The 23,928-nt window shown below is 41.3% G+C and carries 17 protein-coding genes and 1 pseudogene; 5 read left to right on the top strand and 13 right to left on the bottom strand.

The features are described from left to right. Window positions 1-107: 107 nt before the first annotated feature. Window positions 108-317: pseudogene (locus UYK_RS0105155) on the bottom strand (ribulose 1,5-bisphosphate carboxylase); the annotation flags it as partial. Between the two features lie 80 nt (window positions 318-397). After that, a complete protein-coding gene (locus UYK_RS0105150) occupies window positions 398-772 on the bottom strand; it encodes a c-type cytochrome (RefSeq protein ID WP_016871041.1) in 375 nt (124 codons plus the stop codon). A 209-nt stretch (window positions 773-981) separates the two neighbouring features. Here UYK_RS0105150 and petG point away from each other — a divergent pair, with 209 nt between their 5' ends. Further along, on the top strand, window positions 982-1,095 hold the full coding sequence (gene petG, locus UYK_RS24825; RefSeq protein WP_062250465.1) for a cytochrome b6-f complex subunit V: 114 nt from the start codon (window positions 982-984) through the stop codon (window positions 1,093-1,095). A gap of 165 nt (window positions 1,096-1,260) precedes the next feature. Here the strand turns inward: petG and rsmD are convergent, their stop codons facing one another. Both rsmD and hisH read right to left on the bottom strand, forming a co-directional pair. Then, the gene (rsmD, locus tag UYK_RS0105140; protein WP_009458052.1) at window positions 1,261-1,815 is read right to left on the bottom strand and encodes a 16S rRNA (guanine(966)-N(2))-methyltransferase RsmD; all 555 of its coding nucleotides are present in this window, start codon (window positions 1,813-1,815) and stop codon (window positions 1,261-1,263) included. A 222-nt stretch (window positions 1,816-2,037) separates the two neighbouring features. Continuing rightward, window positions 2,038-2,679, bottom strand: coding sequence for an imidazole glycerol phosphate synthase subunit HisH (gene hisH, locus UYK_RS0105135; protein WP_009458054.1), 642 nt, complete (start codon window positions 2,677-2,679; stop codon window positions 2,038-2,040). A gap of 610 nt (window positions 2,680-3,289) precedes the next feature. Here hisH and UYK_RS0105130 point away from each other — a divergent pair. Then, the gene (locus UYK_RS0105130; protein WP_009458061.1) at window positions 3,290-4,666 is read left to right on the top strand and encodes a DUF3370 domain-containing protein; all 1,377 of its coding nucleotides are present in this window, start codon (window positions 3,290-3,292) and stop codon (window positions 4,664-4,666) included. Window positions 4,667-4,826: 160 nt separating this feature from the next. Here the strand turns inward: UYK_RS0105130 and UYK_RS0105125 are convergent, their stop codons facing one another. The 3 genes from UYK_RS0105125 to petC form a co-directional block, all read right to left on the bottom strand. Then, window positions 4,827-5,057, bottom strand: coding sequence for a photosystem II protein, Psb35-related (locus UYK_RS0105125; RefSeq protein ID WP_009458063.1), 231 nt, complete (start codon window positions 5,055-5,057; stop codon window positions 4,827-4,829). A 253-nt stretch (window positions 5,058-5,310) separates the two neighbouring features. Next, on the bottom strand, window positions 5,311-6,312 hold the full coding sequence (petA, locus tag UYK_RS0105120; RefSeq protein WP_009458065.1) for a cytochrome f: 1,002 nt from the start codon (window positions 6,310-6,312) through the stop codon (window positions 5,311-5,313). A gap of 116 nt (window positions 6,313-6,428) precedes the next feature. Further along, entirely contained in the window at window positions 6,429-6,968 is a 540-nt protein-coding gene (gene petC / locus UYK_RS0105115) for a cytochrome b6-f complex iron-sulfur subunit (RefSeq protein WP_009458067.1), read from the bottom strand. Between the two features lie 227 nt (window positions 6,969-7,195). Between petC and UYK_RS0105110 the strand changes: the two genes are divergently transcribed. Further along, on the top strand, window positions 7,196-7,504 hold the full coding sequence (locus tag UYK_RS0105110) for a DUF3067 family protein (RefSeq protein ID WP_009458069.1): 309 nt from the start codon (window positions 7,196-7,198) through the stop codon (window positions 7,502-7,504). Window positions 7,505-7,739: 235 nt separating this feature from the next. Further along, window positions 7,740-8,204 carry a GNAT family N-acetyltransferase gene (locus UYK_RS0105105; RefSeq protein ID WP_009458071.1) on the top strand — a complete coding sequence of 155 codons (465 nt, stop codon included), beginning with the start codon at window positions 7,740-7,742 and terminating at the stop codon, window positions 8,202-8,204. 454 nt (window positions 8,205-8,658) lie between these two features. On the opposite strand, the gene UYK_RS0105100 is transcribed toward UYK_RS0105105, so the two are convergent. Next, window positions 8,659-9,048 (bottom strand): response regulator transcription factor, encoded by a 390-nt coding sequence (locus tag UYK_RS0105100; protein WP_009458073.1) that lies wholly within the window; start codon window positions 9,046-9,048, stop codon window positions 8,659-8,661. A gap of 824 nt (window positions 9,049-9,872) precedes the next feature. Between UYK_RS0105100 and UYK_RS0105090 the strand changes: the two genes are divergently transcribed. Further along, a complete protein-coding gene (locus UYK_RS0105090; RefSeq protein WP_009458075.1) occupies window positions 9,873-10,832 on the top strand; it encodes a hypothetical protein in 960 nt (319 codons plus the stop codon). 70 nt (window positions 10,833-10,902) lie between these two features. Here UYK_RS0105090 and UYK_RS0105085 read toward each other — a convergent pair whose 3' ends face one another. The 5 genes from UYK_RS0105085 to UYK_RS0105055 all read right to left on the bottom strand — a co-directional run bounded on the left by UYK_RS0105085 (window position 10,903) and on the right by UYK_RS0105055 (window position 23,357). Next, the gene (locus UYK_RS0105085; RefSeq protein WP_009458077.1) at window positions 10,903-11,436 is read right to left on the bottom strand and encodes a DUF1269 domain-containing protein; all 534 of its coding nucleotides are present in this window, start codon (window positions 11,434-11,436) and stop codon (window positions 10,903-10,905) included. A gap of 2,246 nt (window positions 11,437-13,682) precedes the next feature. Continuing rightward, complete coding sequence (locus UYK_RS0105070) at window positions 13,683-14,081, bottom strand: response regulator (RefSeq protein WP_016871038.1); 399 nt, start codon at window positions 14,079-14,081, stop codon at window positions 13,683-13,685. A 198-nt stretch (window positions 14,082-14,279) separates the two neighbouring features. Then, window positions 14,280-14,654: a response regulator gene (locus UYK_RS0105065; RefSeq protein WP_009458086.1), complete on the bottom strand. Its 375-nt coding sequence runs from the start codon at window positions 14,652-14,654 to the stop codon at window positions 14,280-14,282. After that, window positions 14,651-20,869, bottom strand: coding sequence for a PAS domain S-box protein (locus UYK_RS0105060; RefSeq protein ID WP_016871037.1), 6,219 nt, complete (start codon window positions 20,867-20,869; stop codon window positions 14,651-14,653). The genes UYK_RS0105065 and UYK_RS0105060 overlap by 4 nt, the downstream gene beginning before the upstream one ends. 94 nt (window positions 20,870-20,963) lie before the next feature. After that, a complete protein-coding gene (locus tag UYK_RS0105055) occupies window positions 20,964-23,357 on the bottom strand; it encodes a response regulator (protein ID WP_016871036.1) in 2,394 nt (797 codons plus the stop codon). Window positions 23,358-23,928 lie beyond the last annotated feature (571 nt).

Below are 23,928 nucleotides of genomic sequence, written 5' to 3'. Positions count from 1 at the left end.
GGCTGATGCGTTGGTGTTGTGGTGGTCTATGATTGATTCACACTTAGAGGTTATCCGAAAACTTACAGACCGACGCAGTGAACCTGGTGGCAAACTTTCTGGGGCAAAGCTTTGGGAAAGTGAATAGTGGCAAGGCTGTGACCTGTTTCGGTTTCGGTTTGGACTGAGACTACTTCTGCTAAGTGCGATCGCAAAGCTGCTTCTCTATGGGCAAAACGTGCATCCCAAGTTCTGACTGTTTGCTCCACGGCGATTATTTTGGCTTGTTTATGGGGATCTACACTCGCAGGAAAGCGGTAGTCTACTTCAATGGTCATTGATCTTGGTTGTTAGTTGTTTGTTGTTTGTTGTTTGGAATCATAAACCAGCAACAACCAACCATCAACCACCAACTAAACTACAGCGTTTCCAAATAACTAAGCAGGTCTGCCATTTCTTTGGCACTAGGCTGGAATTTTGGCATAGGAGGAGTGTCGCCACTGATCACTTGATGAATTAGACCATAGGGTGATTTGCGCTTGGAGACTCCTTGTAAACTGGGACCGACACGACCATCTGCTTCCCAACCATGACAACCAGCACAGTTGATTTGAAAGATGGCATGTCCTTGTATCGGATCGCCAGTCAGGGATAAAACTGTCTTGACATAGGGGTCGGAAGCTCTGACTATGCGAACAGCAAAAATCCCCAAGACAAGCACTAGCAAAATTGCCAGAGCCATCAAAGCGATGCGCTGAATCATGATTTTAGGTTGGGTAATTTGGTTATCCAAATTTTTTTGCTGTCAAAATTAGGTGTACAAATGTTTTTCATTTCATACACATAGCTTAAAATTTCTTTGATTGTGTTTGCAAGCACAAATCTATATTTTCTGTGTTCTGTTGTTGCCTAAAACCATCATCAGACATGGGATTGATGCCAAATTTGGTAAGATTGGGAAAAGGACATAAATCTTTAACAACTGCAACAAGGAGATTTCAAGTGGTTGAACCCCTACTAGATGGCATTGTTCTGGGTCTCATCTTCGTAACTCTGGCTGGATTATTTTATAAAGCCTACCAGCAATATAAACGTCCCAATCAGTTGGGAGGTTAAATTCAGTGAACAGTGAATAGTTATCAGGTATATGATACCCACTTGTGAAACTGATAACTGTTAATTATTGGGGAAATAGGATGTTGGGGTGATGGGGAGACACAATTAAAAACAAAAATTAAAATTTTTTAATTGTCTGTGTCCTTGTTCTCCCACGTCTTCTTATCAATCTTCTGTTTCTGTTGTTCTGTAGAAAGTAATGGCCGTGTTTCCGTAAATTTTTTGACGACAAATTTCTAAACCGGGAATTACGAGCGGTGTATGATTTTGAAGACTGTGTTCTATTGCTATTTCCCCATCAGCATCTAATAACTGGTATGATGCGATCGCTTCTAATCCTGGCTGGTAAACTTGACTAGCGTAAGGCGGATCGAAGTAAATTCGATCAAACTGCTGTCCAGCGAGTTTTGGCAACCACTGCATTACATCACCGCGTAGCACTTTCCATTCCTGTTCATCTTTGGCTACTTGTTGCCAGTTTTGTTGGATAATTGCACAGGCACGACTGGATTGTTCGATCGCGATCGCACTTTTTGCTCCTCTACACAATGCTTCCGCACCCATCGAACCTGTACCGGCACACAAATCTAGCCAGCGACATCCTTCTATTGTTCCCTGCCAAATATTAAATATGGCTTCTCTCACCCGCGCACTTGTAGGTCTAGTATCTTTACCTGGTAATGTTTTTAACGGGCGATTACCGTAAATTCTCAGAGCCATGAGCTTGGGGTCGAAATTAACGCAGACTTAAATTACAAACTCACTTTCGCTCTAACTTTATCATCGCAAAAAGTGGTTCACATAAAATATTAACTAATTGCTGTTGCATGAAATAACTATCCACCACTTTTGAGCAGAATTTTTCCATCATTCTCGATGTGGATGGTGGAGTGAATAAAACAGGTGAAATAATGAGAGAAATTTACAAAAATTAACTTGATTTTAAGCAGCAATTTCTTCGCGATCGCGGACTTGGGCAACAAAATTAGACAGAATTTGCAATCCGATATTAGAAGATTTTTCGGGGTGAAACTGGACAGCCATTAAGTTTTCGTGGGCAATAGCGGCTGTCACTGTTTGACTACCGTGAGTGACGTTAGCAGCGCGGACTTCTGGTTCAGCGGGGTCAACATAATAAGAATGGACAAAATATACCCAAGGTTGAGGTGCTAAATATTCCCATAAAAGACATTTTGGTTGAGTCAATTCGAGTTGATTCCAACCCATATGGGGAATAGTAATCCCTGGTTCTGGACGGAAGCGGCGTACTTTTCCTTTGATAATTCCTAGTCCTGGTTCACAGCCTTCTTCACTGGAATCAAACAAAATTTGCAATCCCAAACAAATACCTAAAAAGGGTTTGCCAGATGCGATCGCTGCTTTGATGGGTGCTTCTAAATTCCGCGATCTTAAATGTTGTACTGCCGGGTCAAATGCACCTACTCCCGGTAATACTATCGCATCTGCTTTTTCTAATTCCTTTGCAGAATCTGTAACTTTAGGAGTTGCCCCAGCTTTTTCTAAACCTTTACAGACTGAGTGCAAATTTCCCATGTCGTAGTCCACGACTGCTATAACCGCCATTAACTTGCTCCCTGTCAATTTATTATGGAGGGTATTTCTATTTTAAATAATATTCCTTATGAAGAGAAGGTTGCTATTAATTTATTTTGAAACTTGGCTACCTGATCAACAGTCAAATTCCTCTGATGATTTATTGATTGAACTGGCTAAACTTCATTAGTTCTCTCATGATTTAACTTTCTTGGCGATTGTTACCTGTGGATATGCAATTTGTGGGTAATCGAATACTGGAAAAAATTGCAGAACTCTGACCCGATGGGAGGAACTGCTGTAGCCTGACCGAAAAGCAGAGGCAATTAAGCGTGGAGTCCAATGCTAATTTTGGTGAAACTGTGTTGCATACAACGTTGAATTTAGATCAATTGGTGGTAGAGACAGAGAATATTGATATTAGCCATAACTGCGGCAAATTTGCCTGTTGCAGCTCTATATTATTCAGTACTAGATTACCCCCGACATTTCCAATTAAGAGTTTGCATCTTTATCCACGTTTCTATTTTGACTAAAGAAAAATCTTCCTCAATAGTTGCTGATTTTTTATTAATTATTCACAGAGTGGCACTTTGATAATATTTTTTGCGTCTGTTTGTGGAAAAATTTCTCTAGGTATATGTTGCCAATCTTACTAATTCTTCCCATCGCTCAAACAATTCCTCTGCCACCATCACCACCAGAAGAAGTAGTACAAACTCAACAAGTACGTCCTTTGCCAGGAAAACTGGATCGAATACCAACCTTTAATAGCAATAGTCCAGAAAAAGTTCTGACTGAAGGAATTCTCCTTTCTACCTTTCCTGGTGAAGACAAGAAAGTCCCAACAGCACATCTCAACTATCCCTTTAAAGGAAGATTTGATATTTTTGCCCATCATGTTGCGGAAGCACCCACCCCAAATGACTTGCGATCGCTGTATCTAGGCATAATCCTACATAATCCAGGTAAACAACCAGTAAAGATTAATGTGTTTCAAGGGGCAACTTATTTAAGTCAGCCAGATGCACCCTTTGTGGAATTGCCATCCTTGAGTAAAAATCTTTTGGGCAATGTTTTTGCTGGGCCAGGCGATCGCGTGATGAATGATGTCTTACGTGGACGTCGCCAAAAGATATTTCCTGCCCAAATTGTGATTCCGCCAGGACAAAGTCAGATGCTGTTGAATGCACCAATTCCTGTCAAGGGACTCACCCCACCTTTAAATGGTCGATCTGCTTTGGTGCGACTGCATAGTAGTGGTACTGTCTACGCAGCTAGTTTAGCAATGTTTGCAAAAACCAACTCTGATGGTAGCGAGCGCCCACCGACTTTAGAGGAATGGCAAATTTTACTTAATAATGCTAATTTAGCCGGACCGCGAGACAAAACTCCTACTCCTTTAGAAAAAAGTGACAAACCTATAATTTATGGACGTGTTGCAGGTGTAGCAAACGGTTCTTTTTGGCGGGCTTTTATTACAGATAGTCCTAAATCTAAATATCTAACTATTCCCCAGCCTGGTCAAGCTTATTCTTATGCATTGAGTACTGTCCCTGGTGGAACTTTGGGGACTGGTCAAATTCAAAGCGCACCCATGCTAGTACGTTATCCTGACACCGCCTATCTAGCTCATGGCAATTACGGCATACAATACAGCCTGAAGTTCCCGTTGTCTAACAACACGCAGACACCACAAAAAGTAACTATATCTATGCAGACACCCCTGAAAGAAGACCAGTTAGTCAAACCAGGGTTACGCTTTTTGAGTACACCAGCAAAACAAGTGTTTTTCCGTGGAACAGTCCGCTTAGGCTACAAAGATGATCAAGGTAAACAGCAAACTCAGTTTGTGCATTTGGTGCAAAAGCGCGGTCAGGCTGGAGAACCTTTAGTAGTGTTGAACATGAAGCCTGGTGACAAGAGATTAGTCCAGGTAGATTTTCTCTATCCACCTGATGCAACACCACCGCAGGTATTAACGGTTGAGACTGCTCAAAAATCAGCCGTTAACTAAAGTTAGGGCTAAAAGCTAAAGTTAGCTCAAGCTAACTGGAAGAAGTTTTTAGCCGGTTGAAGCTTTGATGCCAAAAACAAAACCCCCAGTTATTCACTGGGGGTATTTACATACTCTCAAACAAACCACTTTTTTGTGAAACAAACCCAATGTCTGTACTTTAGTTGGGAAGTGCATTGCTGGCATAGGCATCCATCCCATAGGCAGGAGTGCGATCGCTGTAGTCTATATCCTTACCAGTAATGGATTTAGCCAGTTTTTCAAAAGACTCAGAACGCCAGTTACGTTCGTGGATAGGCTTTCTTTGTTCTCCCAGGAAGTAAGCCATAGAACCCAGTAAGGAAGCTGCTACCCAACCGACAACGAATAATCCAATCAAGATAGCCATCATAAATTTTTAGCCCCTTTATTTAAGTTTTGTTGCTTTATGTAAATAAATGTAACAGAGACTTGAAAATTAAGTAATGGTGTGGATACCGAAAAAAAAGATAGGGTATTCCACACTCAAGCAGCCTGTGCAGCGAGTTGTGATATGTGTAAATCAATAGGCTAGCTGGCTACAATGCGATCGCCATGACAATTGTTACCCCATAAAAAAAGACAGGCACATTGCCTGTCCCACACATGATAATTGCAATCAAAATTTAGAAATTCATTTCAGCCGCTTGGACTTTTTCAACTTGCTTCTTCTTCAGAATCAGCATGATTTGAGCTAACATTACCAAGCAAACAAATGCAATCATCCATTTAACTCTGTTGGGATCTTGCAGTACGATTTCTGTGTCATCTTGACCAAAGCCACCAACGTTAGGATTATTGGTCAAAGCATCGCCATTTTTGACTGCTTGTCCTTCAGAGACAATCAATTCAGGGCCAGCTGGAATTGTGTCGACAACTGTTTCGCCAGAGTCAGTTTGAATGCTGACTTGATACTTAACGCTACCATACTCATCTTCCTCTTTGGCAATTTTGGTAATTGTGCCAGTAGCGGAAGCTGTGTAAACAGTATTGTTGCTCTTTTCGCCAGTGGGATAAACTTGTCCGCGTCCCCGGTTAGCACCCAAGTGAACTGCATATTTACCGAAGTGAATGTTCTTGTCGCTGGCGGGATCAGGAGAAAGAACTGGGAAGACGATTTCTTGGTACTGTTCGCCAGGGATGGGTCCGACAAGGAGGACGTTATCTTGTCCCTCTTTATATGGCTGGAAGTAAACATCGCCTACTTCTTGTTTTAATTCTTCAGGAATGCGATCCTCGGGAGCAATCTTGAAGCCTTCTGGGAGCATTAACACAGCACCGACGTTCAAACCAACTTTAGAACCGTCAGCACCTACTTGTTGAACGCTGGTGTCGTAAGGAATTTTTACTACCGCTTTAAATACTGTGTCAGGCAAAACTGATTGGGGAACTTCTACTTCCGCTGGCTTAGCTGCTAGGTGGCAGTTAGCGCATACAATCCGTCCTGTTGGTTCGCGGGGTGTTTCGGGATAGGTTTGCTGGGCCCAAAATGGATAAGCAGCGGCAGATTGAGGAAGGGCTAGATCGCTAGTGAAGAAAAATGTCAAAGTAGCGATCGCAATGAGCAATGTTTTGGTAATTACTCTAGCACTACGAGTTAGTCTCGCTGGTGTCAAGGCTTTTCTCATCTCTTAAGGACTAGTTTCTAGGAGCAACGTCAAATAATACAGGAGATTTGTTATCAGAGTTAACAGTTATCAGGTTTGCTTGTTCATTAACTGTTTACTGTGGCTGGTACTGAAATTTAGACCCACCAAGGTTCTTCGCCTGTCCGGAAGTCAGTTTCTGTCCAAGGAGTGAGGACAATTTTGTCTTCTTGTGTAGAGGCGTGAGACAAAGCCAAAGATAGCGGTGCAGGTCCCCGGACAACTTTACCAGTTGCATCATATTGAGAACCATGACAGGGGCACTTGAATTTGTTCTCAGCAGCGTTCCAAGGTACAACACAACCCAAGTGGGTGCAAACTGCATTAATTCCGTAATCACCAATTGCTTCTTTGCTTTCTACCACAATATAAGTAGGGTCGCCTTTTAGTCCCTGCACTAGAACGCGATCGCCCACATTATGGCTTTCTAGAAACTTGCTGACACTGACATCGTTACCTAATTCATCTTTGGCAGTTGTACCACCGCCAGCACCACCACTAGCAGGCGGGATAAAATACTTGACAACGGGAAATAATACCCCTGCGGCAACTCCGGTCACGGTTCCAAAAGTCAGAAGATTCATGAACTGGCGTCGCCCCATATCGGGTACGTCCATTGATTCGGAAAATTGAGCCATAATTTATGCGTTCTTGGTGTATTTTGTAAACAATTTTGACTTGAGTTCTAATTATCGAGAGACTCATGCCTATGTTTTGATGACCATGCCCACAAAGACGCCAGTTTTTCTTTTTAAGATATTTCTAGCATCTTTTCTTGTAGCATTACATTTCTTTATATTCTTATCATACTTGAGTAACTGAACTTAACATCATAACTAAATGTAAAATATAATTGAGAACGGTCATGACAGGACAAGAATTACGTCAACTGCTGCTAGAAAAGTGGGGGCGCTCTTATGATGTTCAACTGCGCCGCACTCAAGGTAAAATATTTTTGCAAGTCATGTGGAAATATTTAGAACAAGCTTCTTTTCCCTTAAGTGAGGCTGAGTACCAAGAGCATTTGGATAGTATTGCAAACTATTTGAATTACTTAGGTGGAACAGCACAGGTACAAGAATTTATTCAAGGAACACGGGAACGTCCACGACTTGGAAAAGCTGTCAGTATTCCTTTAGATTTAGGGGAACGCTCAACGGAATGGTTAATATAAACTTTTATAAGTCTGTAAATTTCAAACAGTAACTTCTACTAAATATTTATTTTTTTTACATACTTGTTCACTCTTTGAATTGCTAGCTAATACTCTAACAAGATTTTGGATTGATGTCATTTCATCGGTCGCAATCCTTTTTAAAATTGGTATAGCCAAGATGAGCAATAAAAAATTTATTACTAATTATTAAAAGTGTAACGCGAATTTGCTTTTACTTGCGCCGAATTTTCTGATGAAAAAAGATGATTTATCTTTGCCAAGTGATTGTATTCTCCGCAAAGCAACACCAGCTGACATCTGGTCAATTCGGTGGTTGGTGCTGTCAGCTAAACTTGACCCTACACAATTAAAGTGGCAACAATTCTGGGTAATTGAATATGATCAACAAATAGTCGCTTGTGGACAACTACGTAAATTTTCCGGCGCACAAGAACTTGGTAGTTTAGTGGTTAAACCAAATTGGCGCGATCGCAATTTGGGCAGTGTTCTGACTCAGCATTTAATCCATGCTGCTACTCAACCGCTATACCTGGAGTGTCTAGGTCAGCGTCTGGCTGAATTTTATCACCGGTTTGGTTTTGTACCCATTTCTTTTGAAGAATTACCGCGATCACTTCGGCGTAAGTTTCAATTATCTGAGTTAGGAAGAAAGCTGGGAATTGTGCCTGTGGTATTCATGCATTACCAAGATAAATAATATCATGTCCACTGGAACACTTATATTATGCGTTGGGGTCGGTAATGGGTAATGGGTAATTGGTAATTGGTAATTAAAATACTGATGATTTTCCCATGTCTGATGACGCCAGGTGACGCCACGTGCTACAACTCTTGGAACCCCCAAGGGCGCAGTGGCTCCTTTATGCCGGGAAAGGAGTCCACCGCACTGGCTCCTCAATGCCCAAGCTTTATATCGTAAGCAATTAGTCTGAGATGATATAAGTCATGTAATTTATTTGTTCACTGATTTTATCCCTATTTTTTGGCAAAAATCGTCAACAAAACTGGGCCAAATAAGTCGTAGCTTAATGCCCAAATATCAAAAAATAGCTTTTTGTTACTGAGATAATTATTAGTCATTATTTAACTTAAATCAGAAACTATCTGACTAATTTTTAGTAAGATATTTTATATCGTAATTTTCCCCTTCATTATTTTTCTAGAATAGCCTGCACTTGCATCAATAATTCATCAATATTGATGGGTTTGTGAAGAAATCCATCTATCTGTAATTGCTGCTGATCGAATGTTGGTAATTCGTCATAGGCAGTCACGATCACAATTGCAACAGAAGGCTGGTTTTGTCGAATCCATTTGGCAACCTCATAACCATCTAATTCAGGCATCATTAAATCCAACAATACTAAGCTTGGTGGATTGGCTTCAATTTTAGCAATTGCTGTATATCCACTAGATGCAATGTCAACTTGATAGCCTTCAGACTCTAGGATTGTTGCCAGTAGCAAAGAATTATCGATGACATCGTCGACAACAAGAATTTGCTTTTTATTCAAATTTTCTTCCAGAAACAAATAACTCATACAACAAGAGATTTATTAAATGTGTCATTTTATAAGAAGAGACTGCAAAAATTAGGCTCTTCCAAAAGAAAACGGTTTTTATTTTATATTTGCTCTTACTTTGGTGTTATTTGCCTCTTACTTTAGGCATAATATAAACATATCTAAAGAAATATTAAAAATAATAAAAAAATAATACATGATTAAACCTCTACTCACCTGAGTTGCACCTCGCCCTGAGTATGCCTTGAACTCAAGTTCAACCCTCATAGCCCAAGTCCGTGAAAACGGACTCAAACGCCTGAGTCTCCCAGTGTAGCTCATAGCAATTTTCTACTAACTTTTACTACTGGTGCGATCAACTAATTTTGTTTAATAGCTATAGATGTGTTTGATTTTGATATGAGCATCCTAGTAGTGTGAAGGTGTCTACATATTTGCCTTAGTAAGGATAGCAGCGAATATTTCAAGTATTTTCACAATATTAATTTGAGTTGCAAAATCTGTTGATCGCTCAGTAAATACTGAATTTTACAAGTATGATATTCCGTCATAAAAAGCCTCAATTTTATGTGCATATCAGTATTTGCACACTTTACCTAACTACATAAATCAAAAGCGCATCACTATGAAAAATAAAAAAACAATCCCTAAAAAAAGTGTATTTAGGGGACTTTTTGCATTTAAAGCCCGAATTTTCTTTTTAGTCTTCGTTTTCATCATTAGTTTTTTTGGCATTCTGCTATCAAATTGGTTGATGGCAAGTCAGCCAACCTTAGCAAGAATTAGTCACATTACCCGACCCTGATAAATTTGAGCAAGCCTTCGACGATGCTGTATTGGATGTGCCTTTTGGTCACTTCGAGAGTTCCCCAGATGGCATCGACAATACTACTCAAATTCCCAGTATCTTCACTTTTCAGACACATCCTTATTTAGCTGATGGACAGTTTGCTGTTGGCCCCTTTGCTGGACTCAGCGCTGTGAACAATGCAGTCCACTCTTCAGAGATTAACCTGTTAGCAGCTGCCCAACTAAGTCAAAAAACTCTTGGCATTGACTCAGAAGTCTACATTGGTACATTTCTCCAGAATGCTGCCGATCCACGCCTGCGTTTACCACCAGGACAACCAGTGAAACCTTCAGAGTGGTTACGGCAAGTTGCACCAGATGTGATCCAAGCAGAGTTAGAAGATCAAATCCCTGCACCTGGTACGGGTACTTATCCAGACTTACAACCCACTTTGTTTACATACAACGGTTTGGTTTTCAGTCCCGACACAAACAACCCAGATGATAATGATTTGTTAGTGCCACCAAAAATATATAGCCTCGATACACCTGTTCCTGTACCTGCTGATGCTACAGTCCTGGATGTACCAACAGAAGGCATTTCTGTTGACTCGACAACTTTACCCACAGGCATATTGCCAGAGGGAGGTTATAAAACTACTTCCTTACGTGGTCTTTACTTCAGCGCGCCATATTTGCACGATGGTGGCGCAGCGGTCAGGGCTGGAAGTTTGCAAGTTAACTCAGATGGCAGCTTTAATATAGTTGACCCCACAGGCTTGGGATTGACTGGTACTCTCAGTCAAAGCATACCCGCCGATCCTGCTAGTAGCTTGCGCGCTTTGCTAGATGAGGAACTTCGCACTCAAGTTATAGCAGCCAACAAAGCTAACCCTGCTTTGGTGAGGAGTAATCTCGATGGTACTGGTCATGAATTCTATGTGGGTCGTGAGAAGCAAACAGATTTGATTAACTTCTTGTTAGCACTGGATGACGATCCTGGGCGTTTTTAAGTTAGCGTGGTTTGCAAAGTTGCCAAGAACCTCGCTCTGGTCAACACAGATTTGGGTGTTGTTCTAGTTTTTACAAAGCAACTTTTGTACTTATTTTGTTTGTATCCTCAAAACAACCATCAAAAGCGATCGCGTCGGCTACTGTATCCTTGGGCTGCTGACGAATGACTTCGGTTCCTACTTTTGTCAGGGTATAAACCAGTTCTTCAACCCACTTATTTTCAATAATGGCAACAATGGCAGAACTACCAGGAACCATAGAGTCCCCAATTTCTCTAAGTTCTCGGTTGTCAAACCCCAAATTTATCACTTTTCCACTAAAAGCACGGGGTGCGGTATCTAACACAATGCCTGCAATTGGCCCACCTGCAACAATGCCGATAATGGCACCTAAAATGCCACAAATACCCGCATCACTTTTAATTCCTACTGTTTGGGCTATCTCTTTCAGAGACAGCTTACCGTTTTGATTCTTAGTAATAACTGCTGCATTCCAAAGGCCGATAGTTTTTTCTTTTTTAAGTAGCTTTAGCTCCTCAAGTACTTCAGCAGCTTCTTTTTGGTCTCTAAAACAAGCAATGATTAGGCTAATAGGATTTTCCATAAGATCTGTCCTATTGTATGACTGTGTTTTCAAAATGTTCATCTCTGCACTCCGTTGGTTTTCTGGCTAGTGCAATTGCTTTAAAGAGATATTCAGACCGATGCTTTCTATACCCCAAGGGTGCTGTCGTTGTCGAAGGTGGTAATGTAACTGTTTAGGTGATTGTTGCTTGCTTGTTTGATGATGTAATCTAGCGGGAACAAAAATGATCGTCACCACAATTACTTTGCTTGCATGGATAAATTGCATATGCGATTTATCATGCTTTGCTTTTATAGATAAAACCTTTAACATGGGTCTGGCAACCATTTGTTGATAAGGCATGGTACTTCAAAATTTTGATCTTATGAAAGGTGTGTATTTGAAGCTTGGTTATAATTATTTAGTCAGATAAATGGTAAATAAAGCAATAGTATGAGCAGGAATAATATTGTAAGCAACAAGTTATTTCTTCTATCCCTCATATTTTTTATGAAAACCTTATAATTCAGGAAATATCCTTACCTATATAAGCTAAATAACGAAACAAAAATTACTAATGAATCAGGACAATGATTAGTATAGAGAATTTTCAATGATGGGTCTGTCAATTTTAGATTTTGGATTGAAAACAATCTACAATTACAAATCTAAAACACAAAACATGTTGACAGAATCTCTGGATATAGCTTTTGTAAAGCATCTTTCGCAATCATTTTGTAAATTCCTGTTATTTATCAAATTTAAATTTTTATTCCATGAAACTCCTTCATTAACAGATATTAGAGAACAAGTTTCATAATTTATGCGTATTGTCTGTGTTATTTTAGCTTGTAAAAATAAGCCAGTGATAAGGAATATATAAGAAATAAATAATAAAACATACCTAACAAATTTAAGCTTACTACAATCACATAACTCATGATTATAAATCAACAGAGTTCGATTTTATCATCTATTGTTTAGCATCAAATTTTGATAATCTTGTCAATTGTGGATTTTTGATTACGAAAGCTCTATTGAAGAAAATTTGAATTTTACATCTGTCGCAATCTTTCTTAAATTTGATATCACTAATTGATTGGAGTCAAATTTGCCTGCCGACTTTCTGTGAAAAATTTCTTCCTTGTCGCTCCTTGACGAGGAACCAGATGAGATTACTCCAGATATTGGATTCCTATTTCATTGTTGCGAAGCTAGCTACACCTTAAAGAGCTTGCTTTTCTATTGGCTGTTGCAGGACTGCCTATTGCCACATATCCCTGGGAAATATAGTAGTAAGGATGAACCATATGCCATGACTTGTCATTTTTTCGTGTTGAGAATTTGTGTGAAAATGACAAAAAAACATCTGATACACCTCATGTTTTTGCTGCTAGATGCTGCTATATCCTCTGTTCGTAACTATTTGCAGCGCCAGTCCAGAGTTAACCCCGGTGCGACCGGGGTTAACTTTTACCCAATTTTATGGGTGAGATTCACTGTTTCGGAATAGCCACTATGTGACTATAGTGACATAGGAAACGTTCAAGCCAGCCCCAGTGCCACTGGGGTTTTCCTTATGAAAGCATTAATCCTAGCGCCAATTTGTCATAACGTCAATCTGTTATTTTGTCCAATAAATTCTACTTCACAGTAATTTTAGGTTCAGAGTTTGCTAAGCAATAGCATTTTGCTTCTCAATAAATTATTGCCTGTTATCACAATATTTACTAGTGAATATCTTCATTTTAAGATTTGACTTAAGTTGTTTATTATTAGTAGTCGACTACACTAATTTTGGTAGGTTTGTAGTGTAGACGCTCGTAAGAGCAACTTCCCGTAGGTGGGCTTTAACCATCATTTATATCATGTCCGTTTGAAGACTTATCATATTCGTGGAGGCCGGTAATTGGTAATTGGTAATGGGTAATGGGAAAAACCAATTACTTGCTATCTACAAGACCAATCATATCGTAAGTAATTAGCCGGACTTGATATTAAACACGCCCATTGCTTAATACGAAATCCTTTAGCCTGTCAGAAATTTTGTGGCAGTCTATTTAGGATATCTATAGCAAATATGATCACAAAAATATACAGCAAATATTATGATACCTGATGTTTGAATCTATGATTTGCAGATGTTGTATCGCCTAGAGTTGATGAGGAGGACAGAAAGAATTTGGAGCATAGTTATGATTATTTGAGATTTCTAATATAGCTTTTTGACAAAAACTCCCAATCCAAAATCTAAAATCTAAAATCCAAAATTGGTATTAACTTAGTTATGATTTCCAATTAAGTATGTCAGTAATTTGTTTGGGCAGTTTAATTGGGTTGAAAGGCTTGGCGATCGCCCCGACAATTCTCATCTGTTTAAGCTGTTGAGGTGAAAACCAGCTGGCTTTTGCAGTGATCAAAACAATTGGAATTGGTTGGATAAGTGGATGGTTTCTAAATTCTTGAATAACCCCAAGACCATCTGTTGCGAGCATTGGCATATCTAGAAGAATAGCATCGGGTCTTCTGATCAATAATGCTTCTTTAAGCATCAAAACTTCCAGCCCTTGACTGAGAGAGGAAACTGACAGCACATCCCAGCCACCAAGGCGACTTAAGCAAACTTGCAAAATCGCTCGGACAGAAGCTTCGTGATCGATGAGTAAGATGAGCTTACCAGACATGACTGAATTTACTTTAGGCCGCTCAAGAGCGCACCCAAAGGGGGATTTTGAAGATGGATTAAACTCTGTCACTGGGTCTTTCTAGGATTGAATTACTTTACACAGAAGAATAAAGCCAAAAACTAAGACACTTGTAAGCAATTTCTAAAACCAGTTGATTATCATTATCGCATGATTATTTGCTTTTGCTTTCTCAAGCTACCAGCCCAAAATTGCATTCACCTGATTCCAAACTGTCATGGGGTCAAACGGTTTGGTGATCACACCAGCAACTCGCATCTTGGCAAAGCGTTGGCGATCGCTCGGTAACACCTTAGCTGTAAGCAGTATAACTGGAATGGATTGCGTCGTTACATCCGAACGAAGACGATCATAAACCTGAAATCCATCCATATCTGGCATTGACACATCTAGGAGAATAGCGTCTAGGGGTTGTTCAGTTTTTGCTTTGAGTAATCCTTCCTCACCTGACTCAGCCAGGAAGGCTTTCCAGCCTGCAAATTTTTCCAGGGAGACTTGAATTACTCTACGAATGTCTTTTTCGTCGTCTACAATTAAGACGCGTTTGATCATGCTTCCCCCCTCTTGAGCGGCAAGATGAAATAAAACGTACTTCCTTCTCCTAGTAAACTCTCTACCCAAATACGTCCACCATGTTGGTCAACAATACTCTTGCAGATGGATAATCCTAGCCCAGTTCCCCCTTTTTGACGAGAATCAGAAGCATCAACTTGCTGAAAGCGTCCAAAAATGCTTTCGAGCTTTTCTGGAGGAATGCCACGTCCTTGATCTTTAACGGCAAAGAGAATATGGGAATTAGGAAAGTGGGGAGATGGGGTGGTGGGGTGGTGGGGTGAAATCTTTCTCCCTATTTCCCTATCTTTCCATTTTTCCATCTCCTGATTTAATACTTCGGTACTTATCCAAACTGTACCACCCACAGGTGAGAACTTGATAGCATTACTTAATAAATTGATCAATGTTTGCACGATCGCATCTGGGGCTGCCCAAATTTGCATATTTGCAACCATGACGGAAATTTCCACCCGGGCTTCTTTGGCGATCGCCTGCACTGTCTCAATTGCTTGCTGTACCAGATCGGCGATTTCGCATGTTTCCATTACAAGTTGGGTTTTGCCAGACTCTAGTCGTTCGAGATCGAGGATGTCGTTCACCAAACGCACAAGGCGATCGCTGTTATTAAAAGCTATTTGCAGCATTTCTTTCGCTTGTTCGGGTTCATGATCAAAGATACCCGTTTCTAAAATTCCCAAAGAACCGCGAATAGCTGTTAACGGCGTGCGGAGTTCGTGACTCACAATCGAAATAAATTCATTTTTCATGCGATCAACTTTGTAGCGATCGCTAATATCTTGAATTTGAACAATAAAATAGAGCGGTTGTCTGTGTTGATCTTTGACAAGCGACACATTCAACAGAATATGGATCACATCTCCTTGCTTGTGCAGAGATCGTTTCTCTACTTGATAGAGACGAATGTCATTCGCCAACATCTGTTGCATAGCTTCTAAACTAGCCTCGAGATCATCGGTATGGATGACATCCTTCAACGTGAGAGTAAGCATTTCTGCTTCAGTGTATCCAGCAATTTCACACAGGGAATGATTCACCTTGAGAAATTGTCCCTGTGGTGAAACTAATGCCATGCCGATGGGCGCAGCATTAAAGGCCTTACGGAATCGCTCTTCACTCTCGCGTAGGGCCCCCTCGGCTTGCTTGCGAGCGGTGATATCCAGTGATGTACCAATCAGTTTTATCACCTGTCCTTGTGCGTTCACCAACGGCTCTCCACGGGAATCCAGGTAACGAATTGAACCATCTGGCAACACAATTCGTAGATCAAAGGCATAGGGAATACCTTGGGTAATTGCCCGTTCAATATGTTGTTTTAGAATCTCTCGATCCTCAGGATGCACCCTTACGAGCAATTCAGCAAAGCTTGGTTCCCCTTGATCTATTTCTATTCCCCAGTGATGGAACGTTGTTTCTGACCAATTGATCTGCTGGCTTTGGAGATCAAATTCCCAACTGCCGATTTGGGCAACTTTTTGAGCCATTGCCAGATGTGCTTCACTACGGCGCAATGCATCTTCAGCCTGTTTGATATCGGTGATGTCTATACCTACGCCATCCCAAACTGTCCGACCATCCCGCAAGCGTCGGGGCGTTGAGCGCACATCTAACCAGATAATGTTTCCTCGTAAGCTGCGAAACCGCATCTGCATCTCAAAAATACACAGCGTTTTGAGAGATTTCAGGCCTAACTTTTGGCGGACAGGTTTGTCTTCTTCATGAATTAAGTTCCTGAGAACATTAGCATCCTGGATTATTGCTTCTGGCTTCAGCCCAATTAGGTCTTCAATTCCGGCACTAATGTAGGAGAAGTAAACTCCCTGATCTGGAACATGAACAATTTGGAAAATGAATCCTTTAGGCAGATTGTCCCCGATCGCCCGTAGTATTGCTTGGCGTTCCTGCAATACTAATTGCATCTGTTTGCGTTCAGCTAATTCAATTTGTAACTGATAATACAGATCTGCTTGATGAATGGCGATCGCTAACTGGTTGCTGATTTGCTGTAAAAACTCTGCCTCAGATGCTTGCCACTGGCGGTAGTGGGAGCAGGCGTGAACTATGAGCAATCCCCAAACCCTAGTCGAAGAATCTTCCAAGGTTTGGATAATGGGGGCAACCACTTTTGATTTCACCCCAATTTGCTGCATAAACTCAACCAGACACGCCCCCCACTCATCCTTGGCCACATCTGGTAAAATACGAGGGTTTCCTTGGCGATAGTACTCATAACAGTCATCAGGGAAACATTCGTCGACCCAACGCATTTGATATGTCATGGGATACTCTGGAACCACGGCTTCCTCGATTATCTGTCCGGAACCATCTTGATTTAAGCGGAAGATCAATACGCGGTCGGTCTGGAGAGTTCGCTGGACTTCGACTACTGTAGTTCTCAAAATTTGTTCCAGGTCGAGTGATTGACGAATGTGCTGAGTAATGGTGATGAGTAGGCGTTCCTGTTCTGCTTGTAATTGCAAAGACTGCTCCAGTTTTTTCCGCCTGGTAATGTTGAAGCAACTGCCAATCAAACGATAAATTTGCCCATTCTCGTTTTGCAACGGACTCAGGTTCGTAATCCACCAGGTTTCTTTGCCTTTAAATACTAGACGCTCTTCATAAGTGATTCGTTCTCTAGCTATGATGCAGGCACGATAACGAGCAGTCACAGCCTGTGCATCTTCTGGTGAAAACACTTGTTCGGGGGTTTTGCCTGCAACTTCTGCTGATAAAAGTCCAGACATACGCTCGTGGGCGGGGTTAATGCCAACATAGCGAAAGCTGCCATCTTCTAGCACATCAACGATACACACCCCAGCAGCAATGCCTTCGTAGATACTGCGTAAAAACTGTTCACTTTCTCGTAGCGCTTCCTCTGCCCGTTTGCGGTCAGTGATATTTCGCGCAATGCTCAGAACTGTTGCAACGGAACCATCCTCAGCCAATTCCGGAACCAGACGACAAAGCCAATAACTTATTCCTTCAGGACAGGGAAACTCAGCTTCATAAATCTGCTCCTGTTTGGTCTCAAACACATGCTCTAAGGCTGCGTGCCATGGGTTGACAATGGTTTGGGGGAAACCCATTTCTAACTCAGTCTTACCAATCCACTGTGCTGGCGGAATGCCTGTTTCTAGTTCAACACGAGGATTGATATAGCAAAAGCGATACTCTCGATCAACTCGAGAAATCACATCCGGGGCATTTTCCACTAATGCCCGAAATTCTTGCTCCCGTTGACGCAAAGCTTCTTCAGCACGTTTACGCTCAGTGATATCTTCTGTTAATCCGATGTAGCGTAAAAGGTTTCCTGTTTGATCAAAAATTGGAAACACTTCGGCAAACATCCAGCGAATTGTGCCATCCGATTTAATAATCCGATATTCTCGCTGAGCATGTTTGCCTTGATACTGTTGATCGAGAGACTGCAATACTGATGGGCGATCATCTGGATGCACCACCTCTAGCCAGGATCTGGAATTTTGATAAAGGCTCTCACAAGTTAGTCCGTAAATCTTTTCATACCCAGGACTAATATAAAGAAACTGTTGAGAATCCGCAGACCAGACAAAGAAAAGTTGGTTAATATTTTCTGCAATTTCACGAAATCGCTCCTCACTTTCTCGCAGGGCTGTTTCGGCTTGTTTGCGTTCAGTAATATCTCGAATCAGCCAACGTAGAGCAATGAGTTTTTGGGCATCACGCACAGGAGCAACTGTAATTTCAACAGGAAAAGGCTCACCCTGACGGGGTTGCAGGCTGAGTTCCCAGGTTTGTTTATCTGGGAGTGAGGATAAATGATTTAATTGCGTACGAAATGCTCGCCGAGCAGATGCTGGAATAAAACTAACTAAGAGTTTGCCAGTTAAAAATCCCGATTCTACAGAAAGTAGCGTTGCGATCGCATGGTTTGCTTCTAAAATTCTCCCTTGTGCATCTGTAACTAAGTATCCATCCGGGGCAAAGTTAAACAAATCTCTATAGCGCTGTTGCTCAATCAGCAACTGGTGATTCTGTTCTTGCCGTTCTTCCTCAAGTACCTGTAGATCCTCGAGAGTGCGTTGCAACTCCTGATTTACTGCTTCTTGGTTAGTGCTGTATTCTTCTAATTTCCTGTAAGCTTCCTGTAATGCTTGCTCTGCTTGCTTATGAGCAGTGATGTCAACTGCAACCATTGTCACGACCCAGCAACCCCCGACTTGATCCCAGCGAGAAGTTAAGGTCTCTGTAATCCATCGTAGAGAGCCATTTTTGTGATAGAAACGATACTCTACTGTCAGCGCTTCTCCTTTGGGGATCGCTGTTGACCGCTGTTCAATAATAGCTGCCAAATCTTCGGCAGGAACCCGTGATGACCAAACTGCCGGAGTAAATTCTTGGGGAGTATAGCCAAAAACGGTTTCACAGCCTGTAGAATGGTAATCAGGCTCCCAAGTGCCGTCAGGGTAAACACGAAAACTGGCAATTGAAGCTTGGGCGGAGTTGAGGATATCTTTGAGTTTCGCTTTCGATGCTTGCAACGCTGCTTCTAGTTGCTTGCGATCGCTAATATCTTTGCCAATCCCGACTGTCCAGCCATTACTCAGTCGGATATTTGCCCAGGTCGTATCCACGTAGCGATCGTCCCGACACCTGGTTTTGAAATCCTGCCATTTTCCAGTCGCCGCCTGGATATGTTCCTCAACCCGCTGACGTTGTTCCAAATCAGGATAGCACTCTGCTAAGAAATCACTCTCGCGAATTTCCCTCAAAGACCAACCTAGAACACGCTCATATTCCCGGTTAATTAATACAGTTTGACCCGTTTGATCCCGAAGTTTCAACATTACAGGCATGTGGTCAAACAGCGTTTGCAAAATTTCGTGCTGCTGCTGTAGTTTTTCTGTGCGTTCGGCAATTTGAGCTTCTAGAGTTTGATTATATTTGGCTAAGAGTTTCTGTGCTTGTTTGCGTTCGGTAATGTCGGTAAAAGCTGTGATCGCATAAATGACTGCGCCTGTCTCATCAAAGATGGGAGTTGTCAAAACTTCTAAAGGCACAGTTTTATCAGCTTGACGCAACTCCATATCATCAATTTTGACGGATTCACCTGCAAAAGCACGCACGATGGGTAGTTGGTCAGTGGGGTAAAGCTGATCACTTCCAGCTTGATAAACTTGAAAAACCTGTAATAATTGCTCTGTTGTGACTTCTAGTGGAGCGGTGATCCCCAGTAACTGCTGTGCCTTGAGATTGCTGTAAATGAACTCACCATTGGTATTGTGTGCTGTCACTCCTATCGGCATCGCTTCAAGAATCTGATTTAGTCGATGCTCTCTGGTGCGTAATTGTTGTTCACTTTCACGCAATTGGTTGTACAGTTTGGCATTGTGAAGTGAAATTGCTGCCTGGGCAGATAGTAGTTTTATTACTTTTAATTGCTCTTTTGTAAATACCCCATTAGTAATATTATTTTCCAGATATACAATGCCGAGCAATTCTTCTTGATGAAGCAGTGGCACACACAATATTGATTTAGTTTGGTGTTGTTGAATATAAGTATCATTAATAAAGTTGCCCTCACGGGTAGCATCATCCACAACTACACTTTCTAAAGTCTGGATCACATAATCAATCACCGATGCAGGTAGGTGATCAGCAATCGCCAGAGATTGCAATACAATGATTTGCTCGTTTGTGGCAATATCTATTGTGCCAGAGGCTGCGATCGCCCATTTTTCTGTGCTTGTTGATGCTGTTTGGCAAGGCAAAATTAAATAACCCGTTTGTGCTTGAGCATTCTCAATCAGAATTTTCATCAAGACACTGAGCGATCGCTCGAGTTCAATTTCACTCGCAATTGCCTGATTTGCTCTAATAACAGCTTCTAAATCTGTTGAAGTGTGGCTGTCGGCTGCTGATAGTTCAGATCGTAACTGGGGATATTGTGTTTCTAACTCTTTTATTTTTGCCCTTGCATCTAAGCGTGTGTAAGCGTAGTGTGCCTCTTTTATGTAATTCTGAGCAAACCTCAACCTACCCCGCTCGAGATAAAACTTCGCAGCTAATTCATACGCTAAAGCTTCTGTTTGCAGAGATCCATTTGCTTTTGCTGTATCGATCGCTTGTTCATAATATTCTTCTGCTTCAGTAAATTTACCCAGAACTTGCGCTTTCTCTGCCTCAGCCAGTAAGTGTGATGGGGATTTGCTCATGTTCTCCTACACTTGGATACACAAGGGAAATGGGAGTTGCGGGGATTTGAGTTAGAATAGCCATGTCAATTAGGGAATTACACGCTGATTTTATTTACAAAGGATACAAACAGTAGGTATTACACCCTCTTGCCTTTGCAGTATAAAGTGCTTGATTGGCGGTCGCAATCAAATTTCTATAAGATTTTTCTGGGGTTGGTATAGCACCTGTGATACCGAAACTTAAGGTGATGTGGCTATTTCTGGTCAAGGAGGGATGGGAAATTTGCAGAGTAGCGATCGCCTGCTGAATTCGCTCTACGACCTGCAACGCACTATCCAAAGACGTATCTGGCAAAACAATCATAAATTCGTCTGCACCAGATCGGGCCACTAAATCGCGGCTAGGGTCAATGCATTGGCAAATCGTCCGGGCTACTTGTTGCAAACAAGTATTCCCAGTTTGATAGCTGTAGTGATAATTATAAGCCTGAAAATGATCGATATCACAGATAATTAAACAAAGCCAACTTCGTTTGTGGATGAGGCGTTGCCATTGCTGCTCCAGGAATTCAGCCAAATAGTGACGACTTGCCACTTGAGTTAATAAATCAATTTTTGTTTCTTTTGGAGATACTTGCAATTGCTGTTGCTGGCAGCGCAGCAGTTGTTGTTGCATTCGAGTTCGTTTAATCCGGCTCAGTACACGAGTCACTAGTTCTGGTCCAACGATAGGCTTAGCAATGAATTCATCTGCTCCGGCTGCAAACACTTGCTGAATAGAGCTAGTACTAGTATGAGCAGTGACAACGAGTACGGGCAAATCTGCGTATTTTGAGTCTTGCCGCACAACCCGACACAGTTCAAATCCATTAAATTTGGGCATTTCCAAATCTAACAGCAGCAAATCTGGTTCGGTAGAGATTAACACTTGCCAAAACTGTTGCGGATTGCCAACACATGTCACCTGAACTCCCCAAGGTTGCAACAGAGCTTTTAAGGCTTTCAGTTGCACCGGGTCATCATCAACAATCATCACTTTGGCATTGGGGATAGTGGGTGATGGCAAAATTTTGGCGATCGCCTCAAATACCTCATCTGTGGTGGTGGGTTTGACAAGATAACGACCCATTCCCAAACGAGCAACGGTAATTCGAGTGTCTAAACGATCTTCCTCGGCTAGGGTAAGTACTGGAATTGCCGGAAAATGTACTTTCAACTTTTCCAGTAAAGTTAACCTCGCCGCCATGGAATTACGATCAAAACTGACTAAAATCACACTAGGAGGATTGTTGGTGATTTGATGCAGTGGAGTTGACTTGTCAGCAATCTCGATTTGCAGTCCTCGCATGGGTGCGGCTTGTCGTAGTGACTCACAGAAAAGATGGTCATCGTCAATCACCAATACTAAAGGCATGATCCCGGTTTGTGGCTGGGAGATCATACCAGAGACTGGTGACTGATCGATTTCTTGTTGCAACTGTGCTAGCAGTTGCAGAAATTGGTTCAATTCTTGCTTGCCAAATTCAGATTTCTCTGTCAATAGATGTTCAATGGCTCGCGCTAACTCTGAGCCTTTAGCATATCCAAACGTCCCTAAACCACCTGCTAATCGATGTGCTTCGTCGATGACATGTTCTCGTTGTGCAGAGTCAAAATTGCCAACCTGGAGCGATCGCACGGCTTTTTCCAAAACTTCAATTCTTTCTGCCAATGAAGCCTGAAAATCCTTTGCTACCTCCTCAATCAGACCCAAGCCCTCTGGCTCTAGATCAGTCTGTTTCTCATCTTCCGGTTCTGCTTGATCTTGTTTCTCTTGTATGTCTCCGTTTGGTGCAACCTTTAATCGGTATCCCAACCGATACACTGTCTCAATTAGCTCCTCCATCATCCCCGCTGCTTTCAGTTTACGCCGCAGGTCTTTAATCAAGTTCGTCACCGCAGCATCTGTAGGTGATTCATCAATTGACCACAGGTGATCAATAATGGCGCTACGGCTAAAGATGCGTTGAGGATACCGTAAAAAAAGCTCTAGTAAACTGTATTCCTTGGGGCTAAGGGTAATGAGTTGTTGCTGATAAGTTACTTGAATCAAGTTTGGATCGAGACACAATTTTCCCCATTGCAGAACTGAAGAAGACATTGCAGTTGCTTGACGACGCAACAAAGCACGAATTCGCGCTATCAGCTGAGAAGGTTCGCAGGGCTTTGTTACATAATCGTCTGCTCCCATATCTAGACCGACAACAACATCCTCGTCTGAGTCTTTTGCTGTTAGCATGAGGATTGGGGTTTGGCATCTCTGCTCACGTAACTTACGACATATACTCAATCCATCGAGTTTAGGAAGCATAACATCCAGCACGATGACGGCGTACTCTCCTTGGATAGCTAATTCCAATCCAAGTTGACCGTCTGTGGCAAGATCGACGGTATATCGATAGGCAATCAGTGTGGTTGAGAGAAATTCACCTATAGATAGATCGTCTTCGACTAATAGAATTTTCATGAAGGACTAACCTTCACTTACAACCAATCATAAAAACTCCTTAAGAATTTATCTAAAAAATCCTGCGAGCGTGAATCTATCTACAGAGTTATTTTTGTTAGTAATCTCATATACAATTCAAGCCAAAAAGCTCTATAGCAAAGGAAAAAAGATAGTTAGATACTTACACATTTTTTTGAATCAATAAAAAACTTAAGCAAACTACAACTAAAGATAAAAATGAATGTTCTATATCTGGGAGTTTCGTCGAGCGACAATCTGCTTTGGTTGTTAATATCAAGCAAATATATGGTTGCAACCATGTAGTTACACAGATAATAAACCATAAGGCTTTATTATGATAAATATATAAAAATACCAATAAATTTGTCATATCATATCGGAGCAAATAATTAAAGATAATTCAATGAGCAAAACTGCATAAAACCATAAAATTTTTAATAATAAATATATCTATTTGTTTGGTATATTTATTATTCTGGAGTTACAGGTTTTTATTTTTTAAAATAAAAATATTATTAATTAATTACCTCAATATCAAATGTTATTTTCCCCTAGATGATATATTTGA

The sequence above is a fragment of the Fischerella thermalis PCC 7521 genome (genome assembly GCF_000317225.1).
GTDB classification, from domain to species: Bacteria; Cyanobacteriota; Cyanobacteriia; order Cyanobacteriales; family Nostocaceae; genus Fischerella; species Fischerella thermalis.
Note: the sequence above shows the minus strand (reverse complement) of the source record. Positions and strands in the feature narration are given on the sequence as shown.

Bases quoted from the DNA above. Each gene is read 5' to 3' on its own strand.
- rsmD (WP_009458052.1), bottom strand. From the start codon at position 1,815: ATGGCTCTGAGAATTTACGGTAATCGCCCGTTAAAAACATTACCAGGT.
- hisH (WP_009458054.1), bottom strand. From the start codon at position 2,679: ATGGCGGTTATAGCAGTCGTGGACTACGACATGGGAAATTTGCACTCA.
- UYK_RS0105130 (WP_009458061.1), top strand. From the start codon at position 3,290: ATGTTGCCAATCTTACTAATTCTTCCCATCGCTCAAACAATTCCTCTG.
- UYK_RS0105125 (WP_009458063.1), bottom strand. From the start codon at position 5,057: ATGATGGCTATCTTGATTGGATTATTCGTTGTCGGTTGGGTAGCAGCT.
- petA (WP_009458065.1), bottom strand. From the start codon at position 6,312: ATGAGAAAAGCCTTGACACCAGCGAGACTAACTCGTAGTGCTAGAGTA.
- petC (WP_009458067.1), bottom strand. From the start codon at position 6,968: ATGGCTCAATTTTCCGAATCAATGGACGTACCCGATATGGGGCGACGC.
- UYK_RS0105110 (WP_009458069.1), top strand. From the start codon at position 7,196: ATGACAGGACAAGAATTACGTCAACTGCTGCTAGAAAAGTGGGGGCGC.
- UYK_RS0105105 (WP_009458071.1), top strand. From the start codon at position 7,740: ATGAAAAAAGATGATTTATCTTTGCCAAGTGATTGTATTCTCCGCAAA.
- UYK_RS0105100 (WP_009458073.1), bottom strand. From the start codon at position 9,048: ATGAGTTATTTGTTTCTGGAAGAAAATTTGAATAAAAAGCAAATTCTT.
- UYK_RS0105085 (WP_009458077.1), bottom strand. From the start codon at position 11,436: ATGGAAAATCCTATTAGCCTAATCATTGCTTGTTTTAGAGACCAAAAA.
- UYK_RS0105070 (WP_016871038.1), bottom strand. From the start codon at position 14,081: ATGTCTGGTAAGCTCATCTTACTCATCGATCACGAAGCTTCTGTCCGA.
- UYK_RS0105065 (WP_009458086.1), bottom strand. From the start codon at position 14,654: ATGATCAAACGCGTCTTAATTGTAGACGACGAAAAAGACATTCGTAGA.
- UYK_RS0105060 (WP_016871037.1), bottom strand. From the start codon at position 20,869: ATGAGCAAATCCCCATCACACTTACTGGCTGAGGCAGAGAAAGCGCAA.
- UYK_RS0105055 (WP_016871036.1), bottom strand. From the start codon at position 23,357: ATGAAAATTCTATTAGTCGAAGACGATCTATCTATAGGTGAATTTCTC.